28 protein-coding genes are annotated in these 23,328 nt (G+C 53.8%); 13 read left to right on the forward strand and 15 right to left on the reverse strand.

The features are described 5' to 3' along the window. Positions 1-10 precede the first annotated feature (10 nt). From flgK to flgB, 10 genes are all read right to left on the reverse strand, one after another. Positions 11-1,660: a flagellar hook-associated protein FlgK gene (gene flgK, locus Y71_RS16235; RefSeq protein ID WP_007374483.1), complete on the reverse strand. Its 1,650-nt coding sequence runs from the start codon at positions 1,658-1,660 to the stop codon at positions 11-13. 75 nt (positions 1,661-1,735) lie between these two features. Beyond that, positions 1,736-2,695 carry a flagellar assembly peptidoglycan hydrolase FlgJ gene (flgJ, locus tag Y71_RS16240; RefSeq protein WP_007374482.1) on the reverse strand — a complete coding sequence of 320 codons (960 nt, stop codon included), beginning with the start codon at positions 2,693-2,695 and terminating at the stop codon, positions 1,736-1,738. Then, the gene (locus tag Y71_RS16245) at positions 2,695-3,789 is read right to left on the reverse strand and encodes a flagellar basal body P-ring protein FlgI (protein WP_007374481.1); all 1,095 of its coding nucleotides are present in this window, start codon (positions 3,787-3,789) and stop codon (positions 2,695-2,697) included. The genes flgJ and Y71_RS16245 overlap by 1 nt, the downstream gene beginning before the upstream one ends. Before the next feature lie 12 nt (positions 3,790-3,801). After that, entirely contained in the window at positions 3,802-4,500 is a 699-nt protein-coding gene (locus Y71_RS16250) for a flagellar basal body L-ring protein FlgH (RefSeq protein ID WP_007374480.1), read from the reverse strand. Positions 4,501-4,557: 57 nt separating this feature from the next. Beyond that, positions 4,558-5,340: a flagellar basal-body rod protein FlgG gene (flgG, locus tag Y71_RS16255; protein ID WP_007374479.1), complete on the reverse strand. Its 783-nt coding sequence runs from the start codon at positions 5,338-5,340 to the stop codon at positions 4,558-4,560. A 15-nt stretch (positions 5,341-5,355) separates the two neighbouring features. Beyond that, the gene (locus Y71_RS16260) at positions 5,356-6,111 is read right to left on the reverse strand and encodes a flagellar basal body rod protein FlgF (protein ID WP_007374478.1); all 756 of its coding nucleotides are present in this window, start codon (positions 6,109-6,111) and stop codon (positions 5,356-5,358) included. 20 nt (positions 6,112-6,131) lie between these two features. After that, a complete protein-coding gene (flgE, locus tag Y71_RS16265; RefSeq protein ID WP_007374477.1) occupies positions 6,132-7,340 on the reverse strand; it encodes a flagellar hook protein FlgE in 1,209 nt (402 codons plus the stop codon). Positions 7,341-7,366: 26 nt separating this feature from the next. After that, positions 7,367-8,053 carry a flagellar hook assembly protein FlgD gene (flgD, locus tag Y71_RS16270; RefSeq protein WP_007374476.1) on the reverse strand — a complete coding sequence of 229 codons (687 nt, stop codon included), beginning with the start codon at positions 8,051-8,053 and terminating at the stop codon, positions 7,367-7,369. 11 nt (positions 8,054-8,064) lie between these two features. After that, complete coding sequence (gene flgC / locus Y71_RS16275; protein WP_007374475.1) at positions 8,065-8,469, reverse strand: flagellar basal body rod protein FlgC; 405 nt, start codon at positions 8,467-8,469, stop codon at positions 8,065-8,067. Between the two features lie 4 nt (positions 8,470-8,473). Further along, the gene (flgB, locus tag Y71_RS16280; protein ID WP_007374474.1) at positions 8,474-8,890 is read right to left on the reverse strand and encodes a flagellar basal body rod protein FlgB; all 417 of its coding nucleotides are present in this window, start codon (positions 8,888-8,890) and stop codon (positions 8,474-8,476) included. Between the two features lie 157 nt (positions 8,891-9,047). Between flgB and flgA the strand changes: the two genes are divergently transcribed. The 3 genes from flgA (at position 9,048) to flgN (ending at position 10,522) form a co-directional block, all read left to right on the forward strand. After that, positions 9,048-9,707 (forward strand): flagellar basal body P-ring formation chaperone FlgA, encoded by a 660-nt coding sequence (gene flgA, locus Y71_RS16285; protein ID WP_007374473.1) that lies wholly within the window; start codon positions 9,048-9,050, stop codon positions 9,705-9,707. 94 nt (positions 9,708-9,801) lie between these two features. Beyond that, on the forward strand, positions 9,802-10,095 hold the full coding sequence (flgM, locus tag Y71_RS16290) for a flagellar biosynthesis anti-sigma factor FlgM (RefSeq protein ID WP_035886201.1): 294 nt from the start codon (positions 9,802-9,804) through the stop codon (positions 10,093-10,095). Between the two features lie 4 nt (positions 10,096-10,099). Next, complete coding sequence (flgN, locus tag Y71_RS16295; protein WP_035886202.1) at positions 10,100-10,522, forward strand: flagella biosynthesis chaperone FlgN; 423 nt, start codon at positions 10,100-10,102, stop codon at positions 10,520-10,522. A 44-nt stretch (positions 10,523-10,566) separates the two neighbouring features. Here flgN and murJ read toward each other — a convergent pair whose 3' ends face one another. From murJ to rimJ, 4 genes are all read right to left on the reverse strand, one after another. Next, a complete protein-coding gene (murJ, locus tag Y71_RS16300) occupies positions 10,567-12,102 on the reverse strand; it encodes a murein biosynthesis integral membrane protein MurJ (RefSeq protein ID WP_007374470.1) in 1,536 nt (511 codons plus the stop codon). A gap of 107 nt (positions 12,103-12,209) precedes the next feature. Beyond that, positions 12,210-13,133 carry a Gfo/Idh/MocA family protein gene (locus Y71_RS16305; protein WP_007374469.1) on the reverse strand — a complete coding sequence of 308 codons (924 nt, stop codon included), beginning with the start codon at positions 13,131-13,133 and terminating at the stop codon, positions 12,210-12,212. Positions 13,134-13,135: 2 nt separating this feature from the next. Beyond that, positions 13,136-13,783 carry a YceH family protein gene (locus tag Y71_RS16310; RefSeq protein WP_007374468.1) on the reverse strand — a complete coding sequence of 216 codons (648 nt, stop codon included), beginning with the start codon at positions 13,781-13,783 and terminating at the stop codon, positions 13,136-13,138. Between the two features lie 9 nt (positions 13,784-13,792). Continuing rightward, positions 13,793-14,377 (reverse strand): ribosomal protein S5-alanine N-acetyltransferase, encoded by a 585-nt coding sequence (gene rimJ, locus Y71_RS16315; protein ID WP_007374467.1) that lies wholly within the window; start codon positions 14,375-14,377, stop codon positions 13,793-13,795. A gap of 238 nt (positions 14,378-14,615) precedes the next feature. Here rimJ and mdtH point away from each other — a divergent pair, with 238 nt between their 5' ends. The 10 genes from mdtH (at position 14,616) to Y71_RS16365 (ending at position 22,032) form a co-directional block, all read left to right on the forward strand. Then, positions 14,616-15,824 carry a multidrug efflux MFS transporter MdtH gene (gene mdtH / locus Y71_RS16320; RefSeq protein WP_007374465.1) on the forward strand — a complete coding sequence of 403 codons (1,209 nt, stop codon included), beginning with the start codon at positions 14,616-14,618 and terminating at the stop codon, positions 15,822-15,824. A 65-nt stretch (positions 15,825-15,889) separates the two neighbouring features. Further along, positions 15,890-16,537: a glutaredoxin 2 gene (grxB, locus tag Y71_RS16325; RefSeq protein WP_007374464.1), complete on the forward strand. Its 648-nt coding sequence runs from the start codon at positions 15,890-15,892 to the stop codon at positions 16,535-16,537. A 121-nt stretch (positions 16,538-16,658) separates the two neighbouring features. Beyond that, entirely contained in the window at positions 16,659-17,219 is a 561-nt protein-coding gene (locus tag Y71_RS16330) for a lipoprotein (RefSeq protein WP_007374463.1), read from the forward strand. Positions 17,220-17,334: 115 nt separating this feature from the next. Continuing rightward, positions 17,335-18,378: a dihydroorotase gene (gene pyrC, locus Y71_RS16335; protein ID WP_007374462.1), complete on the forward strand. Its 1,044-nt coding sequence runs from the start codon at positions 17,335-17,337 to the stop codon at positions 18,376-18,378. A gap of 74 nt (positions 18,379-18,452) precedes the next feature. Next, the gene (dinI, locus tag Y71_RS16340; protein ID WP_007374461.1) at positions 18,453-18,698 is read left to right on the forward strand and encodes a DNA damage-inducible protein I; all 246 of its coding nucleotides are present in this window, start codon (positions 18,453-18,455) and stop codon (positions 18,696-18,698) included. Positions 18,699-18,973: 275 nt separating this feature from the next. Beyond that, complete coding sequence (gene bssS / locus Y71_RS16345) at positions 18,974-19,228, forward strand: biofilm formation regulator BssS (protein ID WP_007374460.1); 255 nt, start codon at positions 18,974-18,976, stop codon at positions 19,226-19,228. A 118-nt stretch (positions 19,229-19,346) separates the two neighbouring features. Then, on the forward strand, positions 19,347-20,465 hold the full coding sequence (gene solA, locus Y71_RS16350) for an N-methyl-L-tryptophan oxidase (protein ID WP_007374459.1): 1,119 nt from the start codon (positions 19,347-19,349) through the stop codon (positions 20,463-20,465). A 50-nt stretch (positions 20,466-20,515) separates the two neighbouring features. Further along, positions 20,516-20,629, forward strand: a complete 114-nt coding sequence (locus tag Y71_RS16355; protein WP_007374458.1) for a YceO family protein — start codon at positions 20,516-20,518, stop codon at positions 20,627-20,629. 259 nt (positions 20,630-20,888) lie between these two features. Continuing rightward, the gene (locus Y71_RS16360; protein ID WP_007374457.1) at positions 20,889-21,455 is read left to right on the forward strand and encodes a cytochrome b; all 567 of its coding nucleotides are present in this window, start codon (positions 20,889-20,891) and stop codon (positions 21,453-21,455) included. A 1-nt stretch (position 21,456) separates the two neighbouring features. After that, positions 21,457-22,032, forward strand: coding sequence for a YceI family protein (locus tag Y71_RS16365; protein ID WP_007374456.1), 576 nt, complete (start codon positions 21,457-21,459; stop codon positions 22,030-22,032). 35 nt (positions 22,033-22,067) lie between these two features. Here Y71_RS16365 and trhO read toward each other — a convergent pair whose 3' ends face one another. Further along, positions 22,068-23,117, reverse strand: a complete 1,050-nt coding sequence (gene trhO / locus Y71_RS16370; RefSeq protein ID WP_007374455.1) for an oxygen-dependent tRNA uridine(34) hydroxylase TrhO — start codon at positions 23,115-23,117, stop codon at positions 22,068-22,070. Between the last annotated feature and the right edge of the window lie 211 nt (positions 23,118-23,328).

Genomic DNA, 23,328 nt, shown 5'->3' on the forward strand with positions numbered 1-23,328 from the left:
CACCCCTTACTTAGCGAATTTCCAGCAACGCATTAAACAGCGTGCTTGCGGTCTGCAGAACCTGGGCGTTAGCCAGATAATATTGCTGATAACGTTGCAGGTTGCCGTACTCTTCATCGAGGTTAACCCCGGAGATAGACTGCTGCTGGTTGCTGAGCTGTGTCACCACGTTGGTCTGCGTCGTGCTGCTGGTTTTCAGCGTGGATGTTTTGTTACCCACATCGCTGACCAGCGTGGCATACGCATCGTTAAAGGTTTTGTTGCCGCCGACTTTCGTCGCCTTTTGCAGATCCAGCATCGCCTGGCCGTTACGGTTATCGCTCGCACCGTCAGTAGCGGTTTGCGCCATAGCGATCTTCGACTCATCCGTCACTGCCACACTCATGTTGACGACAGCATTGCTCACCGGTTTAACCGTAAAGCTATCGTTGGCGACCGGCCCGGTCGTGCCGCCGACGGTAATTTTCAGACCGTCAAAGTTCAGCGTACCGTCAGTCGCATCCGGCGTAACCGTAAACGAGGTATTGTTGGACAGGCGGGTAACATTCCAGTTTGTGCCGTCATAAACCACTTTGTAATCGGTCGCCTGTACCGCAGAGCTGTCACTCACGGTTGCCGTCAACGTGGCATCACCGGTATTTTTCGAGTTGTTCAGCGTTGCCGGGGAACCAATGGTAAAGAAATCAGTCCCCTGATCGCCGTTCGCGTCATAACCTTGCGTGTGCTGCTGGTTAAATGAATCGGCAAATGACAGCGCCAGTTGACCCAGCGTGTTACGCGTCTGATCCAAATCCTGTGAACGGAATGCCAGCAGGCCGCCCAGCGAGCCGGTGGTGATCAGTTTTTCCGGAATTTCGATATTGCCAGCGGTGTTATCAACATACGCGACGGTTGTACGTGACGGATCGGCGCTCGAAGAAACCGCCGCCAGCTGGCGAGAAGTACTGCCTTGCACCAGCGTATAGCCGTTCGCCATCGTCAGGTTGTAGGTATTACCATCCTGCACGCTGACTTCCACACCCACGATCTTATTCAGTTCGCTGACCAGTTGGTCGCGCTGATCGAGCAAGTCATTCGGCGACGCGCCAGCACCCACGCCAGTCAGGCGAGAGATCTGGTCGTTCAGCGAGGCAATCTGCTTGGTGTAGTTGTTAATCTGGTCAACGCTTGACGAGATAGACAAGTTAATCTGTTTGTCCTGGTCGCGCAGATACTGGTCAGCCACTTTGAACTGGTTAACCATGCTGTCAGCTTTACCCAACAGTGCCTGACGTGACGCTGGATCTTCCGCGTTACTGACCAGCGTTTGCAAACTGGAGAAGAAATCCTGCATGCTGGTCGCCAGCGAATTGGTGGTGCTTGACAACACATCGTCGATTTTCGACATCTGCTCATAACGCGTCGTCAGCCCGCTGCTCTGGTTTTGCGCCGCGCGCAACTGGTTGGTGATAAAGGCATCATACTCACGCTGAACGCCAACTACGTTAACACCATTACCAACATAGCCGCCTGCGCCCAGCGTACTTTTCGCCGCTGAAAGCACTGTCGTCTGACGAGTGTAGCCCGCCACGTTATAACTGGAAATGTTATTACTGGCAGTATTAAGCGCGGCCTGGGCTGCGCTGAGCCCACTCATGGCGCTATTAATCAAACTGGACATGGAGGTTCCTTATATACATTCAGTCATGAGTCCTGTTGACGATTATCGGCAACCCAGGGCGAAACTTGAGACCTTTCAGAACAGATTTTGGATGTCGGTGCTATACGCTTTGCTGACTTTTTCACCCATCGATTTCAACTGCTGAATCATGGATGTCAGTTTGCGAGCATAGTTAGGATCGGTCGCATAACCGGCATTTTGCAGCGCCTGCGCGCCCTGCTCTGGCGTTGCGGCAGTGGTGACCGCCGCGTAGCGTTTATTGCGCGTCAGCATACCAACGTAGTCGGAGAGCGCTTCAAGGTACGAACTGTAAACGCGGAATTTGGCTTTCACTTTCACCGCTTCACCGTTTTCATATTCGGTGGTGGTAATTTCCGTGGTCGGCCCCTTCCAGCCTGGCGTAGCTTTTACGCCAAAAATGTTAAAGCTCGGCTCGCCGTTTTCACGCGGGATCTGCCGCTGGCCCCAGCCAGATTCCAGCGCCGCCTGCGCCAGGATCAGGTGATGCGGAACCCCACTCTGTTCACTCGCCAGACGGGCAGGAAGCGACAATTGCGCCAGGAAGTCTTTGCTGTCGCCGGAAAGCGGTTCATCGCTGCCATCCGGCGCTTTTGGCATCGCTTTACGCACCAGTTGCGTCAGCGCCTGGTTCTGATAGGAGGTGACCGTTTCCAGCGGGAACTTCATCGGCACCTGCTGTGCTGCTTGTTCCGCTGGCTCAGCGGAACCCTGCTGAGCGGCCATCTGTTTGACCATCATATCCGCCAGCCCCAGACCTTTACCGGCCGTCATCTGCTGCGCGATTTGTTGGTCATACATGCTGGTGTACAGCCGCGTTGAGTCACTGCTGAAAATACCGTCTTTCGGTAATGTTTCACGCATGCTTTTCAGCATCATCTGCACAAACATACCCTCTACCTGACGCGCAACGGGGCGCAAATTGGCCTGCGGATCCTGTCTGGTCTCGGTTTTCAGTTCGTTCAGTGATTGCGCGTCCCAGGCCGCGCTCGACAACAACCGGCTGTCCGTCAACATTAGATGATCTCCAGTTTCGCGCGCAGGCAGCCTGCACTTTGCATAGCCTGCAGGATGGACATCAGTTCCATCGGCGAAGCCCCCAGCGCGTTAAGTGCGCGCACGACGCTGTTCAGGTTGGCGCTGGAGCGGACGCTTTGCAGCGAGCCGCCGCTCTGGCGCAAATCGATCTGCGTTTGCGGTGTCACTACCGTCTGACCGCCGCCAAACGGTGTATTCGGCTGGCTGACATTAGCCTGCTGGTTGACCGTGACAGAGAGGTTCCCCTGCGCGACGGCACAGTTATCCAGCGACACTTCACGGTTCATCACCACCGAGCCGGTACGCGAGTTGATGATCACTTTCGCATCCTGCTGAGTCGTGCCGACTTCAAGGTTCTGAATATCGGCCAGCAGACGGACCTGCGAACTGCCGCCAGTAGAAACGCGGACCTGCACAGTGCGGGCGTCAAGCGCCGTTGCACTCCCGTAACCACGGCTGCGGTTAATGGTGTCGGCAATCTGCTGCGCCATAGAGAAATCTTCCTGGTTCAGTTGCAGGTTGATGGTATTCCCTGAGCCGAACTGCGTCGGTAACTCACGCTCAATCACCGCACCGTTAGTAATACGACCGCCGTTAAGCTGGTTCACCTGAACACTGCTGCCGCCTGCCGACGCACCTGCGCCGCCAACCAGAATATTCCCCTGCGCCAGCGCGTACACCTGGCTGTCGACCCCTTTCAGCGGAGTCATCAGCAGCGTACCGCCGCGCAGACTTTTAGCGTTACCCATTGAGGAGACCACCACATCGATGGTTTGCCCCTGGCGGGCAAATGCCGGGAACTGCGCCGTGACCATAACGGCCGCGACGTTTTTCAACTGCATGTTGGTGCCGGTCGGCACCGTAATCCCCATCTGCGACAGCATGTTATTCAGTGTCTGCGTGGTAAAGGGGGTCTGCGTGGTCTGGTCACCGGTGCCATCAAGGCCAACGACCAGGCCATAGCCGATCAAGGAGTTTTCTCGCACGCCCTGTACGCTGGTGAGGTCCCGGATGCGGTCGGCCTGGGCAACAGATGCCACCAGTACCAACGCCATTGCCAGATATCTAAACATAATTCACCCCGGTTACATCGGCGATAAGTTGAGGAAGAAACGTTGCAGCCAGCCCATATTCTGCGCTTCGTTGATGTAGCCATTGCCCACATATTCGATACGCGCATCCGCCACCTGCGTGGACGGAACCGTGTTGCTGCCGCTGACGGCGCGTGGGTTTACGACACCGGAAAAGCGGATGAACTCCGTGCCCTGGTTAATGGCGATCTGTTTTTCACCCACTACATGTAAATTGCCGTTGATCAGCACTTGATCGACCGTAACGGTCAGCGTGCCGCTAAATGTGTTACTGGCGTTTGCGCCGCCTTTGCCGTCAAAGGTATTACTGCCGGAAGAACTCAGATCGGCACGAGCATTGCCGAACAGCCCTTCGAGATAACGCGGCGTGGTATCCATGCCAAAACTGGATTTGCTATCGCGGCTGGCATTCGCTGACGAGCTCTTGCTCGCGCTCACGTTCTCTTGCAGTACGATAGTCAGCGTGTCGCCGACGTTACGCGGACGACGGTCTTCAAACAGCGGCTGATAGCCATAATTGATTGGCTGCGCAGTTTGGTAAATAGAACCATTCACCATTGGCACCGGCCCCGGAATGGGCTGGGCGGTGGTTGCCCCCTGCACTAACGGTGTAGACGGAACCCAGGCACATCCAGTCAGGGTTAATGCCACTAAAGCCATAATCGGGTAGCTGCGCACGGCGTATTTTTGCATTGCATTCATCTTCGAAATCAGGGTTCCGGCGCGGCACTTACCGCGCCGGAAAACGCCTTAGAGTTGCGTCAGTTTCTGCAGCATCTGATCGGTGGTCGATACTGCCTTACTATTAATTTCGTAAGCGCGCTGAACCTGGATCATATTCACCAGCTCTTCCGCCACGTTTACGTTTGAGGTTTCCACATACCCCTGATACAGCAAACCCGCACCGTTCAACCCAGGCGTAGTGGCGTTCGGCGCGCCGGAGGCCTGCGTTTCGGTGTAGAGGTTTTCACCGATGCTTTCCAGACCGGTGTCATTCATAAAGGTGGTCAGGTTTAACTGGCCAACCTGAACTGGCGCAGCTGTCCCCTGCTGAGTCACACTCACCACACCATCGCTGGCAATGGTGATGCTCAGGGCGTTTGCCGGAATAGTGATAGCCGGCTGAACCTGATAACCGCCAGCCGTCACCAGTTGCCCGTTCTGATCAACCTGGAAGGAACCGTCGCGGGTGTAAGCGGAAGTCCCATCCGGCAGAGAGACTTCAAAGAAGCCCTGCCCTTTGATCGCCACATCTTTACTGTTGTTGGTCTGAGACAAGTTGCCCTGGCTATGCAGACGTTCAGTGGCTACCGGACGCACGCCGGTACCAATCTGCAAGCCGGAAGGCAGCGTAGTCTGCGCGGAAGACTGCGCACCAGGCTGACGAATCGTCTGGTACAGCAAATCTTCAAATACCGCACGCTGACGCTTAAAACCATTGGTACTGACGTTCGCCAGGTTGTTGGCGATGACATCCATATTGGTTTGTTGGGCGTCAAGGCCGGTTTTTGCGATCCATAATGAACTGATCATATGTAGTCCTGTTTATTAGCCCATTGACAGCAACTGGTTGGCACGTTGCGCGTTATCATCGACGCTGGAGATCACCTTCATCTGCATCTCGAAACGACGCGCGCTGGCAATCATGTCGGTCATGGCCGCCACCGGTTTAACGTTACTGCCTTCCAGCACGCCGGACATGACGCGTACGCTCGGATCGTCCTGTAACGTCGCGCCACGCGTCGCTTGTGCGGCCTGGGTCAGACGAAAAATGCCGTCATCGCCGCGCTGCACTTCTTGCGGGTCTGCTTTCACCAGTTTCAGTTTGCCAACCGGCGCAACGGTATTGGCCGGATCGCCCGGGTTCAGCGAGGAGATCGTACCGTCAGCCGCAATCGTTATTTGCGAGCCTTCAGGCACGGTCAACGGCCCGGCATCGCCCATCACCGGATGCCCCTGGATCGTCAACTGGCCGGTCGAGCTCACCTGGATGTTACCGTTGCGGGTATATCCTTCAGTACCGTTCGCCGTCTGTACTGCCAGCCAGCCGTCCTGCTGCAACGCCACGTCCAGCGGACGCGAGGTGTAATCCAGTTGGCCTGGCGTCATATCGGCACCAGGTGTTGACGCGACTACCAGCGTACGGGTAGGCAGCGAAAGCCCTTCTACCGGCACCGCACGCAGCGCATTAAGCTGCGCGCGGAAACCCGGAGTGGACGCATTCGCGAGGTTGCTGGCCGTGACAGCCTGCTGATTCAGCGTCTGGCTGGCAGCGCCCATCGCGGTATATATTGCGTGATCCATTAAGCCATCCCGTCAGACGATTAACGCAGGTTAACCAGCGTGTTAAGGATCTGGTCCTGGGTTTTGATGGTCTGCGCGTTCGACTGATAGTTACGCTGCGCGACGATCATGTTGACCAGTTCTTTACTCAGATCCACGTTCGAAGCTTCCAGCGCGCCGCTGGTCAGGCTACCGTAGTTACCGGTGTTTGCCGTACCGAGCAGCGCCACACCGGAAGAAGACGTGGCAGACCAGACGTTGTCGCCTTCGGACTTCAGGCCTTCGTTGTTGGCGAAGTTTGCCAGCACAATCTGCCCCAGCAACTGAGTCTGTTCGTTGGAGTAGTTACCTACAACGGTACCGTCATCGTTAATCTGGTAGCTCACCAGGTCACCCGGTTTGTAACCATTCTGGGTGGTCGCAACGATGTTGTTGGAACCGGTGTTTTGCTGCATGGAGTTCAGGAAGCTCAGGGAGAACGTCGCCGGGGTTGCGCCGTTAATGGTACCGGTGGTGATGTTCGCCGTGGTGCCGCTGGTCAGAGAGCCGTTCGCATCAAACACCAGTGTGCTTGCCAGCGTTGCAGTGCTGCCACTTACGCTACTGTCCTGCGTGTAAACACTCCAGGTGTTCGCCGTAGAACTTTTCACGAAGTAGACGTTCATGTCATGCGCGTTACCCTGGCTATCGTAAACGGTAACAGAGCCTTTTTTGTTGTAGCTATCCGCGTTAGTCGGATCAAAGGTGGTAACTGTCGGAGTGGAATCCGTAGAGTTCAGGTTGATCTGCATCGTTGCCGTGGTGGTGGTTTTCGCCGCCATCAGGGTGTTCGGGATAGTAATGGCCTGCGGGTTCGCGCCGGTCTGAACCGTTGGCGGTGTACCCGTTGCCGGATAACCCGTCACTTCCATGCCTTGCATGTTCACCAGGTTACGGTTCTCGTCCAGTTTGAACTGGCCGTTACGGCTGTAATAAACAGAGCCGTTGCTGTCTACCAGACGGAAGAAACCGTTGCCGCTCAGCGCGACGTCAAGACCACGACCGGTACTGGTGGTGGTACCATCGTTAAAGTCCTGGGTAATCCCGGCCACCTTAACACCCAGACCGATTTTGGAACCGGCAAACATATCGGCAAAAGATGCAGTCCCGGATTTAAAGCCATATGTGGCGGAGTTGGCGATGTTGTTACCAATGACATCGAGGTTGGTGGCCGCAGCATTCAGGCCGCTGACCGCTTGTGAAAAGGCCATGACTTACTCCTGATAAGTGTTAAGGCTTAGATAATCTGCCGTACTTCGTCGAGTGTGGTTGTACCGTAGGTACCCAAATCTAAAAGGTTGCCGCTGGAGTTGAGCGTGACGCCCTGCACCATGGCAAATTGCAGCGGTTGTGCAACCAGCTGTGTTGATGCGTTGCTGGCAGAGATGGAGACTTTGTAAGAGCCATCCGGCGCTGTCGTCCCATCGGTCAGCTTGCCATCCCAGCTAAAGGTATGAACGCCAGCCGACAGCGAACCAATGTCAATCGTGCGCACCACGGTGCCGTCTTTGCTCGTGACAGTCGCAGTGACTTTGTCAGCAGCCTGCGTCAGTTCAACGCCAAACGGCGTGGTGGTTCCGCTGCCTACCAGAACCGTCTGCCCCGGGATCATGACGCCGTGACCAATCAGGTTAGATGCCTGCAATGACTGGCTGTTATCAATCTGTCCGGAAATCGAACCCAGCGTGGTATTCAGTTTTTCAATCCCGCTAAGGGTGCTGATCTGTGCCAGTTGCGACGTCAGCTCGTTGTTTTGCAGCGGGTTGGTCGGGTCCTGGTTTTTCAGCTGTGCGACCAGCAGCGTCAGAAAGCTACTCTGCAGGTCGGAAGCGCTGTTAGTGCCTGTAGTGGTAGTACCGGTAGTGCTGGTCGATGAGACACTACTGTTAGCAGTGGTGTCATTCACGTTCACGGCGATAGACATGCGTGTCTCCTTTACTGGCCAAGGGTGAGCGTTTTGAGCATCATGCTCTTAACGGTATTAAGCACTTCAACGTTTGCCTGATAGCTGCGTGAAGCGGACATGGTATTCACCATCTCACCGACCACATCAACGTTCGGCATTTTGACGTAGCCATTGGCATCAGCCAGCGGATTACCTGGTTCAAAGACCAGTTTGTCCGGCGCCTGACTTTCGACCACATCAGCTACTTTCACGCCGCCGGTCGCCTGACCCGGTGCAGCGTCCACCTGGAAGACAACCTGTTTAGCGCGGTAGGGTTGCCCATCCGGTCCGGTTACGCTGTCGGCGTTCGCCAGGTTACTGGCGGCGACGTTCAGACGTTTTGATTGCGCGGTGAGCGCAGACCCGGCGACATCAAAGATATTCAGTAATGCCATTTACTTAGTTCCCCTGTTGCAGAACGCTCATCATGCTTTTGATCTGCCCGCCCAGCACGGTCAGGCCGGTCTGGTATTTCACGCTGTTGTCAGCGAATTGCGTACGTTCGCGATCCATATCCACGGTGTTACCGTCGAGTGAAGGCTGGTCAGGAATGCGGTACAACAGATCGGCAGACGGCGTGGAGATGTTTTGCGCCGGAATATGGCGGGAAGATGTCAGCGTCAATGCAACGCCGCTGTTTTCAGCACGCCCGCGCTCCATGACTTTTTTTAATTCGCTGGAGAAATCAATATCGCGCGCCTGAAACCCGGGGGTATCGGCGTTGGCAATGTTTGCCGCCAGAATTTCCTGGCGCTGGGCGCTCAGGTTCAGCGCTTCTTGCTGAAAACGCAGAGCGGCATCAAGTTTATCGAGCATAGCTCCCCCACTGATGACAATTATTTAGCCAACAGCTTAAATCTCCTCAGGCAAACTTATCGCCGGAATAAGGGCAAAATGCGTCGCTATTTATTGCGTTGATAGATTTGCCATGCAGTTAAAATCTCTGCATCCCATCAACAGGCAGGAGTCTGCGATGAACACGTTGAAAAGCGGTTTAGCCGCGACCTTACTGTTTTTGAGCCCGCTGACACAGGCGGGCGAGCTGCAAGCTCAGCTCACATCATTTTTTGCTCAGCGCCTTGCTGGCTTTAGTGACGAGGTAGTGGTAAATATACGAACCCCGCAGAACATGTTGCCCACCTGCGATCAGCCCGCGCTGAGCGTAGTCGGCGGCGCAAAGCTATGGGGAAACGTAAACGTTGTGGCAAACTGTGCGGGAGCTAAGCGCTTTTTGCAGGTTAACGTGCAGGCGACGGGTAATTATGTAGTGGCGGCGCAATCTGTTGCGCGTGGCAGCACGCTGCAACCCGGCAGCGTGACATTAAAACGCGGTCGTCTCGATCAATTGCCGCCGCGCACGATGCTGGATATCAATCAGGCGCAGGATGCGATTAGCCTGCGCGATCTCGTTCCCGGGCAGCCGATTCAGCTCTCAATGCTGCGTCAGGCATGGCGGGTAAAAGCCGGACAGCGGGTACAGGTTGTGGCATCGGGAGATGGCTTTAGTGTGAACGGCGAAGGACAAGCGCTGGACAATGCCGCAGTGGCGCAAAATGCCCGCGTGCGTATGTCTTCAGGCCAGATTGTCAGCGGTACGGTGAATACTGATGGGAATATTCTGATTAACCTATAATCTTTTTAAAGAATTTATGTTGCCTGCCGATAAATAAGCAACGACTAAAGATATCTGGCCCGAAACGCCGGGACACCTCGATGAGGACAACACAATGAGCATTGATCGTACATCGCCTCTGAAGCCGGTTAACGCCGTTCAACAGCGTGAAACCAACGACGCCCAGACGCAGAAAGCACGTCTTGAAAAAGCCGAGACGGCGAACAGCACCAGCGTCACCATCAGCGGCGCGCAGGCGAAGCTGATGCAGGCGGGCGCGAATGACATCAATATGGAACGCGTTGAGCAACTGAAAACCGCGATTCGTAATGGTGAACTGAAAATGGATACCGGCAAGATTGCCGATGCCCTGATTAACGAAGCGCAGAGTTACTTACAGAGTAAATAACAGAATGAATCGACTGTCAGACATCCTTGATCAAATGACAGTTATCCTGAGCGCTCTGAAAGACGTGATGGATGCTGAGCAAAAGCAACTTTCCGTAGGCCATGTGAATGGCAGTGCGTTACAGCGTATTACGGAAGAAAAAAGTTCCTTGCTCGCAACGCTGGATTACCTGGAGCAACAGCGTCGTTCAGCGCAGAAAGCACAGCGCAGCGCTAATGACGATATCGCCGATCGCTGGCAGATTATTACGCAGAAGACACAGCATTTGCGCGACCTTAACCAGCACAATGGATGGCTGCTGGAAGGGCAAATTGAGCGTAATCAGCAGGCGCTGGATGTACTGAAACCCCATCAGGAACCAACGCTTTACGGTGCCAACGGCCACACCGCTTCTGCTAACCGCGGCGGCAAAAAAATCTCGATTTAATCGCCAGACATTTTTTTGCCAGGGGTTTCCCCTGGCAAAATTGTTTATGCCGTCCGGCGGGCAAACTCTTTCAGTTTAAAACCCAGCAGTGCCAGCGTGGCGAAGTAAGCTACCACCCCTACCCCCACTACCGCCATCAAACGCAGCAAGCGGTATGGCATCGTACCCAGTGACCATTCCGGCATAACATAGAGCATGCCCACCAGCGCAGCCGCCATCACCAGCACAGCAATCACCAGACGCAGCAGAAAGCTTTTCCAGCCTGGCTGCGGCGTGAAAATATCTTGTTTACGCAGCTGCCAGTAAAGCAAACCGGCGTTCAGGCAGGCAGCCAGACCGATCGACAGTGACAACCCGGCATGTTTCAGCGGACCAATAAAAGCAAGGTTCATCAACTGCGTCATCAGCAGCGTGACAATGGCAATCTTCACCGGCGTTTTAATGTTTTGCCGCGAATAGAAGCCCGGTGCCAGCACCTTCACGACAATCAGGCCCATTAAGCCGACGGAGTAAGCAATTAATGCCCGCTGCGTCATCAGCGCGTCAAAGGCAGTAAATTTACCGTACTGAAACAGCGAGACGGTCAGCGGTTTTGCCAGAATGCCCAACGCCACTGCGCTCGGCAGCGCCAGCAGAAAGCAAAGACGCAGCCCCCAGTCCATCAGGCGGCAGTACTCATCGTGATTGCCGCTGGCGAAACTTTTCGACAGTGAAGGCAGCAAAATCGTCCCCAGCGCCACGCCCAGCACGCCAGACGGAAACTCCATCAGTCGGTCAGCGTAGTACATCCACGATACCGACCCGGAGACCAGAAACGAGGCGAAAATCGTGTTGATGATTAAGGAAATCTGGCTGACCGAGACCCCAAGGATCGCAGGCCCCATCTGCTTCACGACGCGAATAGCACCGGCATCGTGAAAACTCACGCGCGGTAATACCAGCATGCCGATCTTCTTCAGATGCGGCAGTTGATAAACCAGTTGCAGCACGCCGCCCACCGTCACCGCCCATGCCAGCGCCAGCACCGGCGGATGGAAGTACGGCGCGGCAAACAGCGCAAAGCCAATCATGCTGATATTGAGAAATGTCGGCGCAAACGCTGGCACCGAGAAACGGTTCCAGGTATTGAGGATCGCGCCCACCAGTGACGCCAGCGAGATCAGCAGAATATAAGGAAAGGTAATGCGCAGTAGCTGTGAGGTGAGATTGAATTTATCCGCTGTATCGGCAAACCCCGGCGCGGTGACCAGAATCACCCACGGTGCCGCCAGCATCCCGGCGACAGTCACCAGCGCCAGCGCCAGCGTCAGTAAACCCGAGACATAGGCCACAAACACTCGCGTCGCATCCTCGCCCTGCTTGCTTTTGTACTCAGCAAGAATGGGAACAAATGCCTGGGAAAACGCCCCCTCGGCAAAGATGCGCCGCAACAAATTGGGCAGTTTAAACGCTACAAAGAAGGCGTCAGTTGCCATACCCGCGCCAAAAACCCTTGCCACAATAGCGTCGCGCGCAAAACCCAGCACGCGAGAAAACATCGTCATCGAGCTGACAGCCGCCAGCGATTTTAATAGATTCATTCTGGATTCCATAAGGCACAACGCCTGCAATGCAGGCGTTGGTATACAGCGAAGCGCTTAGTCTACAGGGAAAAAGGCGAATTACTATCGCCAGATGTTACAGGCGGTTATTCACTCATCGCCTCACGCCAGAGCTTTTCCACCACGCGCTGAGCCAGGATGGCCTGTTCACCCGCCGTTTCCGGAACCGTCTGATTTTGCACGCATTCAATAAAATGGCGCGCGCAACCCACAAAACCACGCTGTTCCAGCACGCTCTGCCAGCCAGCGACCGGACGCGCTACTACGCCCTGCCCGCGCTCTTCGCGCCATTCGCGCATATCGGTGATATCCACCAGCGCACCATCGGTGACAGCCTGAATCCATTCGCGCTGGCTTCCCGCCCGCCGGTGCATACTGGTGGTGATTTGCAGATGATCCAGTGAGAAGTGGTGTTCGGCATAAACCATTGCGCCGTCATCATCCGTGAGCAACGTACCGCTTTGTAATGCCGCCGCGCTTCCCGCCAGCCACAACGCGGTATCCACCACGTGCAGATAATCGTCGAGCAACGTGAAGCGTAAATCGTGCGGCCCTACGCTGTCGGTACGGTGTTTATCCATCCGCAACGACGCCGCCTGCGGCATCTGCTGTTTCAGTTCGCGGTACAGCGGCGAAAAACGGCGATTAAAACCGACCATCAGCGTCAGTTTTTTCCGCGCGGCCAGTTCGATAAGCCGCTCAGCATCCTGGAGGTTTTCTGCCAGCGGTTTATCAACGCAGACATGCACGCCAAGGTTCAGTAACTCACTGACCACGCTGTAGTGCGAAGCTGTCGACGTGTGGACGAAAGCCGCATCACATTGCGCGGCTAGTGCCGTCAGCGAATCAGCATACGGAATGCGCCAGGTTTCGCATACCCGCAGGGCTTTCTCCCGCGTCGGCGACCAGGCTGCGGTTAACGTCCAGTCGGTCGCAGCGCCGACAACCGGCAGCCAGGCTTTTTGCGCAATGCCGCCCAGGCCGACCACTCCAATACGTAATTTCGTCACGGCTAATCTCCTAAATGTGCGAGCAGCGAATCCAGACGCTGTTTCAGATCTGCCACTTCCTCTTCCAGCGCCTCAACGCGCGCCACCAGTGATTCTTCCGGCGGGCTGACCGCCTCAACAACATTCACCAGCGTCTGTACATCGCCGCTGAACAGGTGCATATAGCGGCTTTCGCGCTTACCGGGCTCGCGGGGTAGCCGCACGACATACGGACCATCTTCCCGCGTCGCCAACAGTTCCAGCGCCGTTTCCACTTCCGCCATATCGTTAAAGCGATGCATACGTTCCGCACGACCGCGCAGTTCCCCCGGCGTTTGCGGCCCGCGCAGCAGCAGCGTGGTGATGAGCGCCACTTCTGCCGGATTGAGTTTCAGATCGCCAAATTCAGAGTTGCAAAAACGCTGCTCGTATTTCGTTACGCGATTGCCAAAACCGCTGACGGTGCGCAGATAGTGCCGTTTCACCAATTCATCCAGCACCTCTTGTACCTCATGTTCACTGAGGTTCATGACGGGTTCACGGTTGGTCTTCTGATTACAGGCGGTAACCACACCATTGATCGACAGCGGATATTGTTCCGGCGTGGTGATCTGCTTTTCCAGCAGGCAGCCGATAACGCGCGCTTCGACCGCTGAGAGTTGATACTTCATCGTTGCTCCTTAGCGACCCGGGGTCCATTCTTGCGCGGTGAGCGCGGTAAGTACGTGATCGCGCCACTGCCCGTCGATCAGCAAATACGATTTGGCGTAGCCTTCTTTCTCGAAACCCAGCCTCGCCAGCAAATCGCCGCTACGTTTATTATGCGGCATGTAATTTGCCATGATGCGGTGCATATGTTGCGTGCGCTGCATATAGCGGATCGCCGCCGTCAGCGCTTCAAACATCAGCCCTTGCCCCTGCCATTTTTGTCCAATGGAGTAGCCAAGGTAACAAGCATGAAACGAGCCGCGTACCACATTGGAAAAATTCGCCACGCCGACGATCTCTTTTTCCTCGGGATCGAGCAGCGCGAAATAGAATGCCGAACCCTGTTTATGAAACTCATTGATCATGCCAAGACGGGCCTGCCAGCCGGAAGGGTAGCAATGGCTTTCATCGCGCACGGGCTCCCAGGGCTTTAGAAATTGCCGATTTTCGGCGTAATAATCCGCCAGGCGCCAGGCATCGCGATCATGCACTAAACGAACCACTAATCTGTCTGTGACTAAGCGTACTTTCGGCACGTTACTGCGGTAGCCAAACATGCATTACCACTCCTTCCATTTCACCACACTTTTAACCCCTTACCTTTACTATACATTTGCGCAGCCACTCTGTGAAAACAGCAACATGGCATTTTCCACTTTGCGGACCATTTTCGATGAAAACTCTGAATCAAAGCCGGATTTTGATAAAAAAATATTGTCACCGCGAATGTGGGAAAAGATCGGGCGAACCCGCAGAATAAGAATGTCTTATCTTTCTTAATTTCCCGGAGGGGAAATGGCACGCATATCGCAGGCAAGGAGCCTGGGTAAATATTTCCTGCTTGTCGATAATATGCTGGTTGTACTCGGCTTTTTCGTTGTCTTCCCACTTATTTCTATTCGTTTTGTTGATCAGCTCGGCTGGGCGGCGTTGATGGTCGGTATTGCGCTCGGCCTGCGGCAATTTATTCAGCAGGGTTTGGGCATTTTCGGCGGCGCAATTGCCGACCGCTTTGGTGCCAAACCGCTGATCGTCACCGGCATGTTGATGCGTGCGGGCGGTTTCGTCGCGATGGGCGTGGCGCACGAACCCTGGCTGCTGTGGCTCTCCTGCATTCTTTCCGGACTGGGCGGTACACTGTTCGATCCGCCGCGTTCCGCGCTGGTGGTCAAACTTGTGCGCCCCAACCAGCGCAGCCGCTTTTTCTCTATCCTGATGATGCAGGACAGCGCCGGCGCGGTTGTCGGCGCATTGCTCGGTAGCTGGCTGTTGCAATATGACTTTCGTCTGGTGTGTGCCGCCGGTGCGCTAATGTTCGTGCTCTGCGCCGCGTTCAACGCCTGGCTGTTACCGGCGTGGAAACTCTCTACGGTAAAAGCCCCGGTGCGCGAAGGGTTGGCACGCGTGCTGCGCGACAAACGGTTCGTCACCTACGTCCTGACGCTGACAGGTTACTATATGCTGGCGGTACAGGTGATGCTGATGCTGCCGATCATGGTCAACGATATTGCCGGTTCACCGGCGGCAGTGAAGTGGATGTACGCCATCGAAGCCTGCTTGTCGCTGACGTTGCTCTACCCTATCGCCCGCTGGAGTGAAAAACGCTTTCGTCTTGAACAGCGTCTGATGGCCGGGCTGCTGGTGATGTCATTTAGTCTGCTGCCGATCGGAATGGTGGGGACGTTGCAGCAACTGTTTACGCTTATCTGCACATTCTATATCGGCTCAATTATTGCCGAACCTGCGCGGGAAACCTTAAGCGCGCAGCTAGCTGATGCCCGTGCGCGCGGCAGTTATATGGGTTTCAGTCGCCTGGGGCTGGCATTTGGCGGCGCGCTTGGTTACGCCGGTGGTGGGTGGTTGTTTGATGCCGGCAAAGCCTTCAACCAGCCGGAATTGCCGTGGATGATGCTCGGCCTGATCGGGCTGATGACCTCAATGGCGCTGCTGTGGCAATTCGGCCATAAGCGCATTCGCCCGCGGATGCTCGAACCTGGCGCCTGATTTGCGCCATGCAATGCTCTCTTCCATACTGGTCTTTAACGGATAAGCCAGTATGGAGGAGAAACGTGAAACTCTACATTTACGACCACTGCCCTTTCTGCATCAAAGCCCGCATGATTTTCGGCCTTAAAAATCTTCCTGTAGAACTCAACATTCTGCTTAGTGACGACGAGGCCACGCCAACTAAAATGATTGGCCAGAAGATGGCGCCCATCCTGCAAAAAGACGACAGCCGTTATCTGCCGGAGAGTATGGATATTGTGCACTATGTCGATAAACTTGACGGCAAACCGCTACTCACCGGTAAACGAAACCCGAAGCTGGAAGAGTGGCTGCGCAAGGTTAACGGCTATGTGAATAAATTGCTGATACCCCGCTTTGCGAAATCCGCCTTCGACGAGTTTTCCACACCGCAGGCGCGCGCCTGGTTTGTCGCGAAGAAAGAGGCGGCGATCGGCAATTTCGATGAACATCTCGCCCACTCTGCCGGACTGGTGAAAAATATCAGCGACGATCTGCGCGCACTGGACAAGCTTATTGTCAAACCGAATGCGGTCAACGGCGAGCTCTCCGAAGACGATATTCATCTTTTCCCGCTGCTGCGTAACCTTACTCTTGTCGCCGGAATTAACTGGCCGAGCCGGGTGGCGGACTACCGCGATAATATGGCCAAGCAGACCCAGGTTAACCTGCTTTCATCAATGGCTATTTAGCGAACTCACGGCGGAAACGTAAGTTTCCGCCAGCCATTCAGCTTTTTCCGCTAGCCTTTGTACCTCGCCTGACGCATCCTACGCACCGGCTTTGACGCTTTCGGAATCACGTTGAGGAATTATGAAGAAGATCTTTTTTGCCGCTGCCTTACTGCTGAGCGGCGTGCTGGTGGGCTGTAACCAACTGACCCAATATTCCATCAGCGAACAGGAAATTAACCAGGCGCTGCAAAAACGCAACGATTTTGCGAAAGATATTGGCCTGCCTGGCGTGGCTGATGCGCACATTGTGCTGAACAACCTGGCATCGGAAATTGGTCGTGAAGAGCCGAACAAAGTGACGCTGACCGGCGATGCCAACCTGGATATGACCTCCCTTTTCGGTAACCAGAAAGCGGTCATCAAGCTGAAACTGAAGGCGTTGCCGGTGTTTGATAAAGAGAAAGGCGCTATTTACTTGCAGGAGATGGAAGTGGTGAAAGCCGACGTGCAGCCAGAAAAAATGCAAACAGTGCTGCAAACGTTGATGCCCTACCTGAACCAGTCGCTGCGCAACTACTTTAATCAGCGTCCGGCTTATGTGCTGAAAGAGGACAGTAGCAAAGGTGAAGCGCTGGCGAAGAAATACGCCAAAGGCATTGAGGTGAAACCGGGCGAAATTATTATTCCCCTCACCGACTGAGTCCAGGGCGCCGCGAGCGCCCTTTTTTTCAGGAAAAAGATGCAAACGAAAACGTTTCCGCTTATCCTTAGTGCCCGGCAAAAAACACCTGATTCTCACCAGCCGGAGCACTCCAATGACACAATCCCAGGTTTTGAAAATCCGCCGTCCTGACGACTGGCACGTCCACCTGCGTGATGGCGATATGTTAAAAACCGTGGTGCCGTGGACCAGTGAAACCTACGCCCGCGCCATTGTCATGCCCAATCTCGCTCCTCCTGTGACAACCGTGGATGCTGCGCGCGCGTACCGCCAGCGCATTCTTGATGCCGTGCCTGCCGGGCATGATTTCACCCCGCTAATGACCTGCTATCTGACCGACAGCCTGAGCGCAGATGAAGTGGAACGTGGGTTTAACGAAAACGTCTTTACGGCGGCAAAACTTTATCCCGCCAATGCCACCACCAACTCCAGCCACGGCGTCACCAGCATTGATGCCATAATGCCGGTGCTGGAGCGCATGGAAAAACTGGGCATGCCGCTGCTGGTGCATGGCGAAGTGACCCACGCGGATATCGATATCTTCGATCGCGAAGCGCGCTTTATTGAAACGGTGATGGAGCCGCTGCGCCAGCGCCTGCCGGGGTTAAAAGTGGTGTTTGAGCATATCACCACCAAAGACGCGGCAGATTATGTGCGCGAGGGTAACGAGCGCCTGGCGGCCACCATTACGCCACAGCATTTGATGTTTAACCGTAACCATATGCTGGTTGGCGGTGTGCGTCCGCATCTCTACTGTTTGCCTATCCTTAAGCGCAATATCCACCAGCAGGCGCTGCGAGAGTTGGTCGCCAGTGGATTTGAACGCGCTTTTCTCGGTACTGATTCTGCACCGCACGCGCGGCACCGGAAAGAAGCAAGCTGTGGTTGTGCCGGTTGCTTCAATGCGCCAACCGCGCTCGGTAGCTACGCCACCGTGTTTGAAGAGATGAACGCCTTGCAGCATTTTGAAGCGTTCTGCTCGTCGAACGGACCGCGCTTCTACGGACTGCCGCTCAATGAGGGCTTTATTGAACTGGAACGCATCGAAAGCGTTGTACCAGAGAGCATTGCCCTGACGGACGATACGCTGGTGCCGTTCCTCGCGGGTGAAACCGTTCGCTGGCGCGTTAAGCAGTAAAAATTTTACTGCCCCCTGTTGTAAAGATACTTTATTAACTGTATATATATACAGTAAACACACAGGGGGCTATTATGCGCATTGAAGTGACTATCGCCAAAACCACACCCTTACCGCCAGGTGCTATCGATGCGCTGGCGGGCGAATTATCCCGTCGGCTCAATAATTACTATCCCGAACACGATAACAAAATCACCGTTCGCTACGCGGCGGCTAATAACCTGTCGGTGCTTGGTGGCGCAAAAGAAGATAAAGATCGCATAAGTGAAATTTTGCAGGAAACCTGGGAAAGCGCCGACGACTGGTTTATCAACGACTAATTTCTCTTTAAGTTTGTTCTTATTGCCGGGTCGCCCCGGCTTTTTTGTCTGTTTTTTACGCCATTCATTAATTCCACAGTTCTTTAGTAAAAATATGTGCTTAAGGTTTCGTTTTCTTATTCAAAAAAATCAAACAGCCTAAAAAACATGTTGCAGAGTGTTTATTTATTCGATCATCACCCCCATCTGTTGATATACTAAAGAGGCTTCAAATAAAACACGCATTGAACCTCGAAAGTCGTTGTCTAAATAAACACGCTAATATGGGGGTTATGATGGTAAAGAATAATGAAGTCATCCAGACCCATCCACTGGTCGGATGGGACATCAGTACCGTGGATAGTTACGATGCCCTGATGCTCCGGTTACACTACCAGACCCCAAACAGAGCCGCTCAGGAAGAGACTGAAGTCGGCCAGACGTTATGGTTAACGACAGATGTCGCCCGCCAGTTTATATCGATTCTCGAGGCGGGTATTGCCAAGATTGAATCAGGCGATTACCAACAAGATGAGTACCGCAGGCATTAGTCTTAATGCTGACCTTCATCCCAACAGGCACCCTTCAGGGTGCCTTAATTATTTCTGCCCTTGTATAACGCCGCCAGGTTAATTACCCTCCTGAACACGCTTTTTCCTGGAGAACACCATGAAATATGACCTGATTATTATCGGCAGCGGATCTGTCGGCGCAGCTACCGGCTATTACGCCACCCGCGCCGGGCTAAATGTCCTGATGACCGATTCCCATCTTCCTCCACACCAGCAAGGCAGCCATCATGGCGATACGCGTTTGATTCGCCACGCGTATGGCGAGGGTGAAAAATATGTTCCGCTGGTGCTGCGTGCCCAACAGTTGTGGGATCAATTAGCCCACGAAAGCGGTGAGGCGGTGTTCGAACGGACCGGCGTGATCAACCTCGGACCGGCTGATTCCGAATTTCTCGCCAATGTCGCCCACAGTGCTAAGCAGTGGGATCTGGCGGTAGAAAAACTGGATGCGCCTTCACTGATGGCCCGCTGGCCAGAAATCACCGTGCCGGAAGACTATATCGGTCTGTTCGAAGCCGATTCTGGCGTGCTAAGGAGCGAACTGGCGGTAAAAACCTGGATCAGTCTCGCCCAGCAAGCCGGTTGCGCACAACTGTTTAACTGCCCGGTTACCGCGCTGCGTCATGACCCTGAAGGCGTGACCATCGAAACAGCGGAAGGCGAGTTCGTCGGCAAGAAAGTGTTGATTAGCGCAGGTACCTGGGTGCGTCAGTTAATTCCAACGCTTCCGGTACAACCCGTACGCAAGGTTTTCGCCTGGTTCCAGGCAGACGGCCGCTACAGCAGCAAAAATCACTTCCCAGCCTTCACCGGTGAAATGCCGAATGGCGATCAATATTACGGCTTCCCCGCCGAAGATAACGCGCTGAAGATCGGTCGTCATAACGGCGGCCAGCTCATCGACGAGGCGCGACAGCGTACACCTTTTGGCAATGAAGCGGGAGACGGTTCGGAGTGCTTCGGTTTTCTGCGACAGTTTCTGCCGGGAATCGGCGGTTGCCTTTATGGCGCTTCATGTACCTACGATAACTCGCCGGATGAAGATTTTATTATTGATACTTTGCCGGAACATCCGGACACGCTGATTATCACCGGACTGAGCGGACATGGATTTAAATTCGCGCCAGTGCTCGGCGAAATCGCCAGTGAGTTTGCACAGGGTAAACGCAGCGATTTCGATTTGACACCTTTTTCCCTGTCACGCTTTACCCGATAATCCGTCGGCGGCCTTATTTGTGGCCGCCTTTATTTTTCTACGGAGAGATCATGCGTCGTTTATTCAACTTCCTTATTAATAACGTGCGTGAGCATTTGATGTTATATATTGCGCTGTGGCTTCTCGTTGCGCTGATCGACCTTATTTATATTGTATGGTCCTGACCATAAATACTGACAAAAGCTGACATTTATTTAAAAAAATAAAATTAAAACAATTTCTCTGAACAACAGCAACCTCACAAACCCTGCCATTAACCGCCAGACTTACCTTCCATCCTCTAATCACCTGAACATTCAAAGCAAAAATCATTCAAAAAATATGATATAGAAAAATTAATTATTTAATTGATTAATTTTCAGTTGCAATATGTATCCGCTCCCGCCATTTTAAATTAACCGTTCATTAACCAGATTCACAATTATGCAATTTCGCAACTCATCCGCCCGCTATGGCGCTATTTCCGTTGCTCTTCACTGGCTGATGGCAATAGCCGTTTATGGCATGTTTGCGCTGGGATTATGGATGGTCACGCTCAGCTATTATGATGGCTGGTACCATCAGGCACCGGAACTGCATAAAAGCATCGGCATTCTGTTGATGTTAGGGCTGGTGGTGCGCATTGTCTGGCGGCATATGTCACCGCCCCCTTCTCCACTTTCCAGTTATTCGCGCCTGACGCGAGCAAGCGCCGTACTGGCTCATATTGCACTCTATGTGTTGCTGTTTGGTATTCTCATCAGCGGTTATTTAATCTCCACCGCGGATGGCAAACCGATCAACGTATTTGGCCTGTTTAACGTGCCTGCGACACTTACCGACGCCGGTTCGCAGGCGGATCTCGCAGGTACTGTTCATTTATGGCTGGCATGGAGCGTGGTCGTGCTCTCGGTATTGCACGGCCTGGCCGCCTTAAAACACCATTTCATCGATAAAGACGCCACTCTCAAGCGCATGCTGGGAAAATCGTCGCCTGACTCTGGAGCATAATATGAAGAAAATCCTGCCGGGACTCGCTCTCGCCTCGCTACTCTTTGCTAGCGGCACTGCCGTAGCCGCAGATTATAAAATCGATAAAGAGGGGCAACACGCTTTCGTTAACTTCCGCATCCAGCATCTTGGATACAGTTGGTTATACGGTACGTTTAAAGATTTCGACGGTACATTTACCTTCGACGAAGCCAACCCGGCCGCCGATAAAGTGAATGTGACGATCAACACTAACAGCCTGGATACCAATCATGCTGAACGTGATAAGCATCTGCGCAGTGCGGAATTTTTGAATGTGGCGAAATTCCCGCAGGCGACGTTCAGCTCTACTGAAGTGAAGAAAACGGCTGATGGATTGGATATCACCGGCAATCTGACGCTGAATGGCGTGACCAAGCCGGTGGTGCTGGCGGCAAAACTCATCGGTGAGGGCAAAGATCCGTGGGGCGGCGTACGTGCAGGTTTTGAAGCTTCCGGCAAAATTGCGCTGAAAGATTTCAATATTACGACCGATCTTGGGCCAGCATCGCAGGATGTGGAGCTGATTATTTCCGTCGAAGGTGTACAGCAGAAGTAAATGAGCAGGAGAGGGTTTCCCCTCTCCTGTTTGCGTTATTCTGGATCCGGAATACCCAGTTTCGTGTTCAGACGTCCGCGTGATTTGTTGAAGATTTTATTGCCATTCTCACGTCCGGCGCGGCGTTTACGCTGCTCTTCTTCCGGCAATTTGCTCTCTTCCTGACACAATTCGCTGCAACAACCTTCATATTTCTCCGCACAAGCCGGGCACTGAATAAACAGCAAATGGCAACCGTCATTGCGACAGTTGCTATGCGAGTCGCACGGCGCACCACACTGGTGGCAATGGGCAATCACGTCGTCGGAAATGCGTTCCCCCATTCGTTCATCGAAAACGAAATTCTTCCCGACAAAGCGAACGGGCAGGCCTTGTTCACGGGCGCGACGCGCATACTCAATGATGCCGCCTTCGATATGCCACACTTTATTAAAACCGTTGTGCTTCATCCAGGCGCTCGCCTTTTCACAGCGAATACCGCCGGTGCAGTACATCACAATTTTCTTGTCTTTATGCGCCTGCATCATCTCAACGGCTTTAGGTAACTGCTCGCGGAAAGTATCGGCGGGGATCTCCAGCGCGCCGTCAAAATGCCCCACTTCATATTCATAGTGGTTGCGCATATCGATAAAAATCGCTTCCGGATCGTCGAGCATAGCGTTCACTTCCGCCGCTTTCAGGTAATCGCCGACATCGCTGGCATCAAAACTCTCATCTTCAATACCGTCCGCAACAATACGATCGCGCACTTTCATGCGCAGCACCCAGAATGATTTACCGTCATCGTCAATGGCGATGTTCAGACGCAGGCCATCCAGTGCCGGATCGAAGGCATAAAGCGCATCGCGAAAAGCCGGGAACTGGCTTTGCGGTACGCTGACCTGGGCATTAATCCCTTCATGGGCAAGATAAATGCGACCAAATACCTTCAGTGCGGTAAACGCCTGGTAAAGGGCATCGCGCGTTGCCTGCGGATTCATAATAGAAAAATATTTATAAAACGAGACCGTGATACGCGGCTCGGTTTCGGCAAGCATGCGCGCTTTTAATTCATCGTTGGCGATGCGGTTGTGTAACACTGGCATGGTGTACGTATCCTGCAAAGTAGAGAGTGAAAAAACGGCGGCATCATAAAGCAAATATTGATAATTTACATCCACACATTTTGCGCTACATTTCCTCTCAATCTGCTTATTACGGTATAACAATCACCGGAAAAACCGCCATTCTGTGCGCCCGGATTTTGGCAAATTCCGAAAAAGTGCGAGAATACAGGGAATTGTTGCTTAATACAGG

Source organism: Kosakonia radicincitans DSM 16656, assembly GCF_000280495.2.
GTDB lineage: Bacteria > Pseudomonadota > Gammaproteobacteria > Enterobacterales > Enterobacteriaceae > Kosakonia > Kosakonia radicincitans.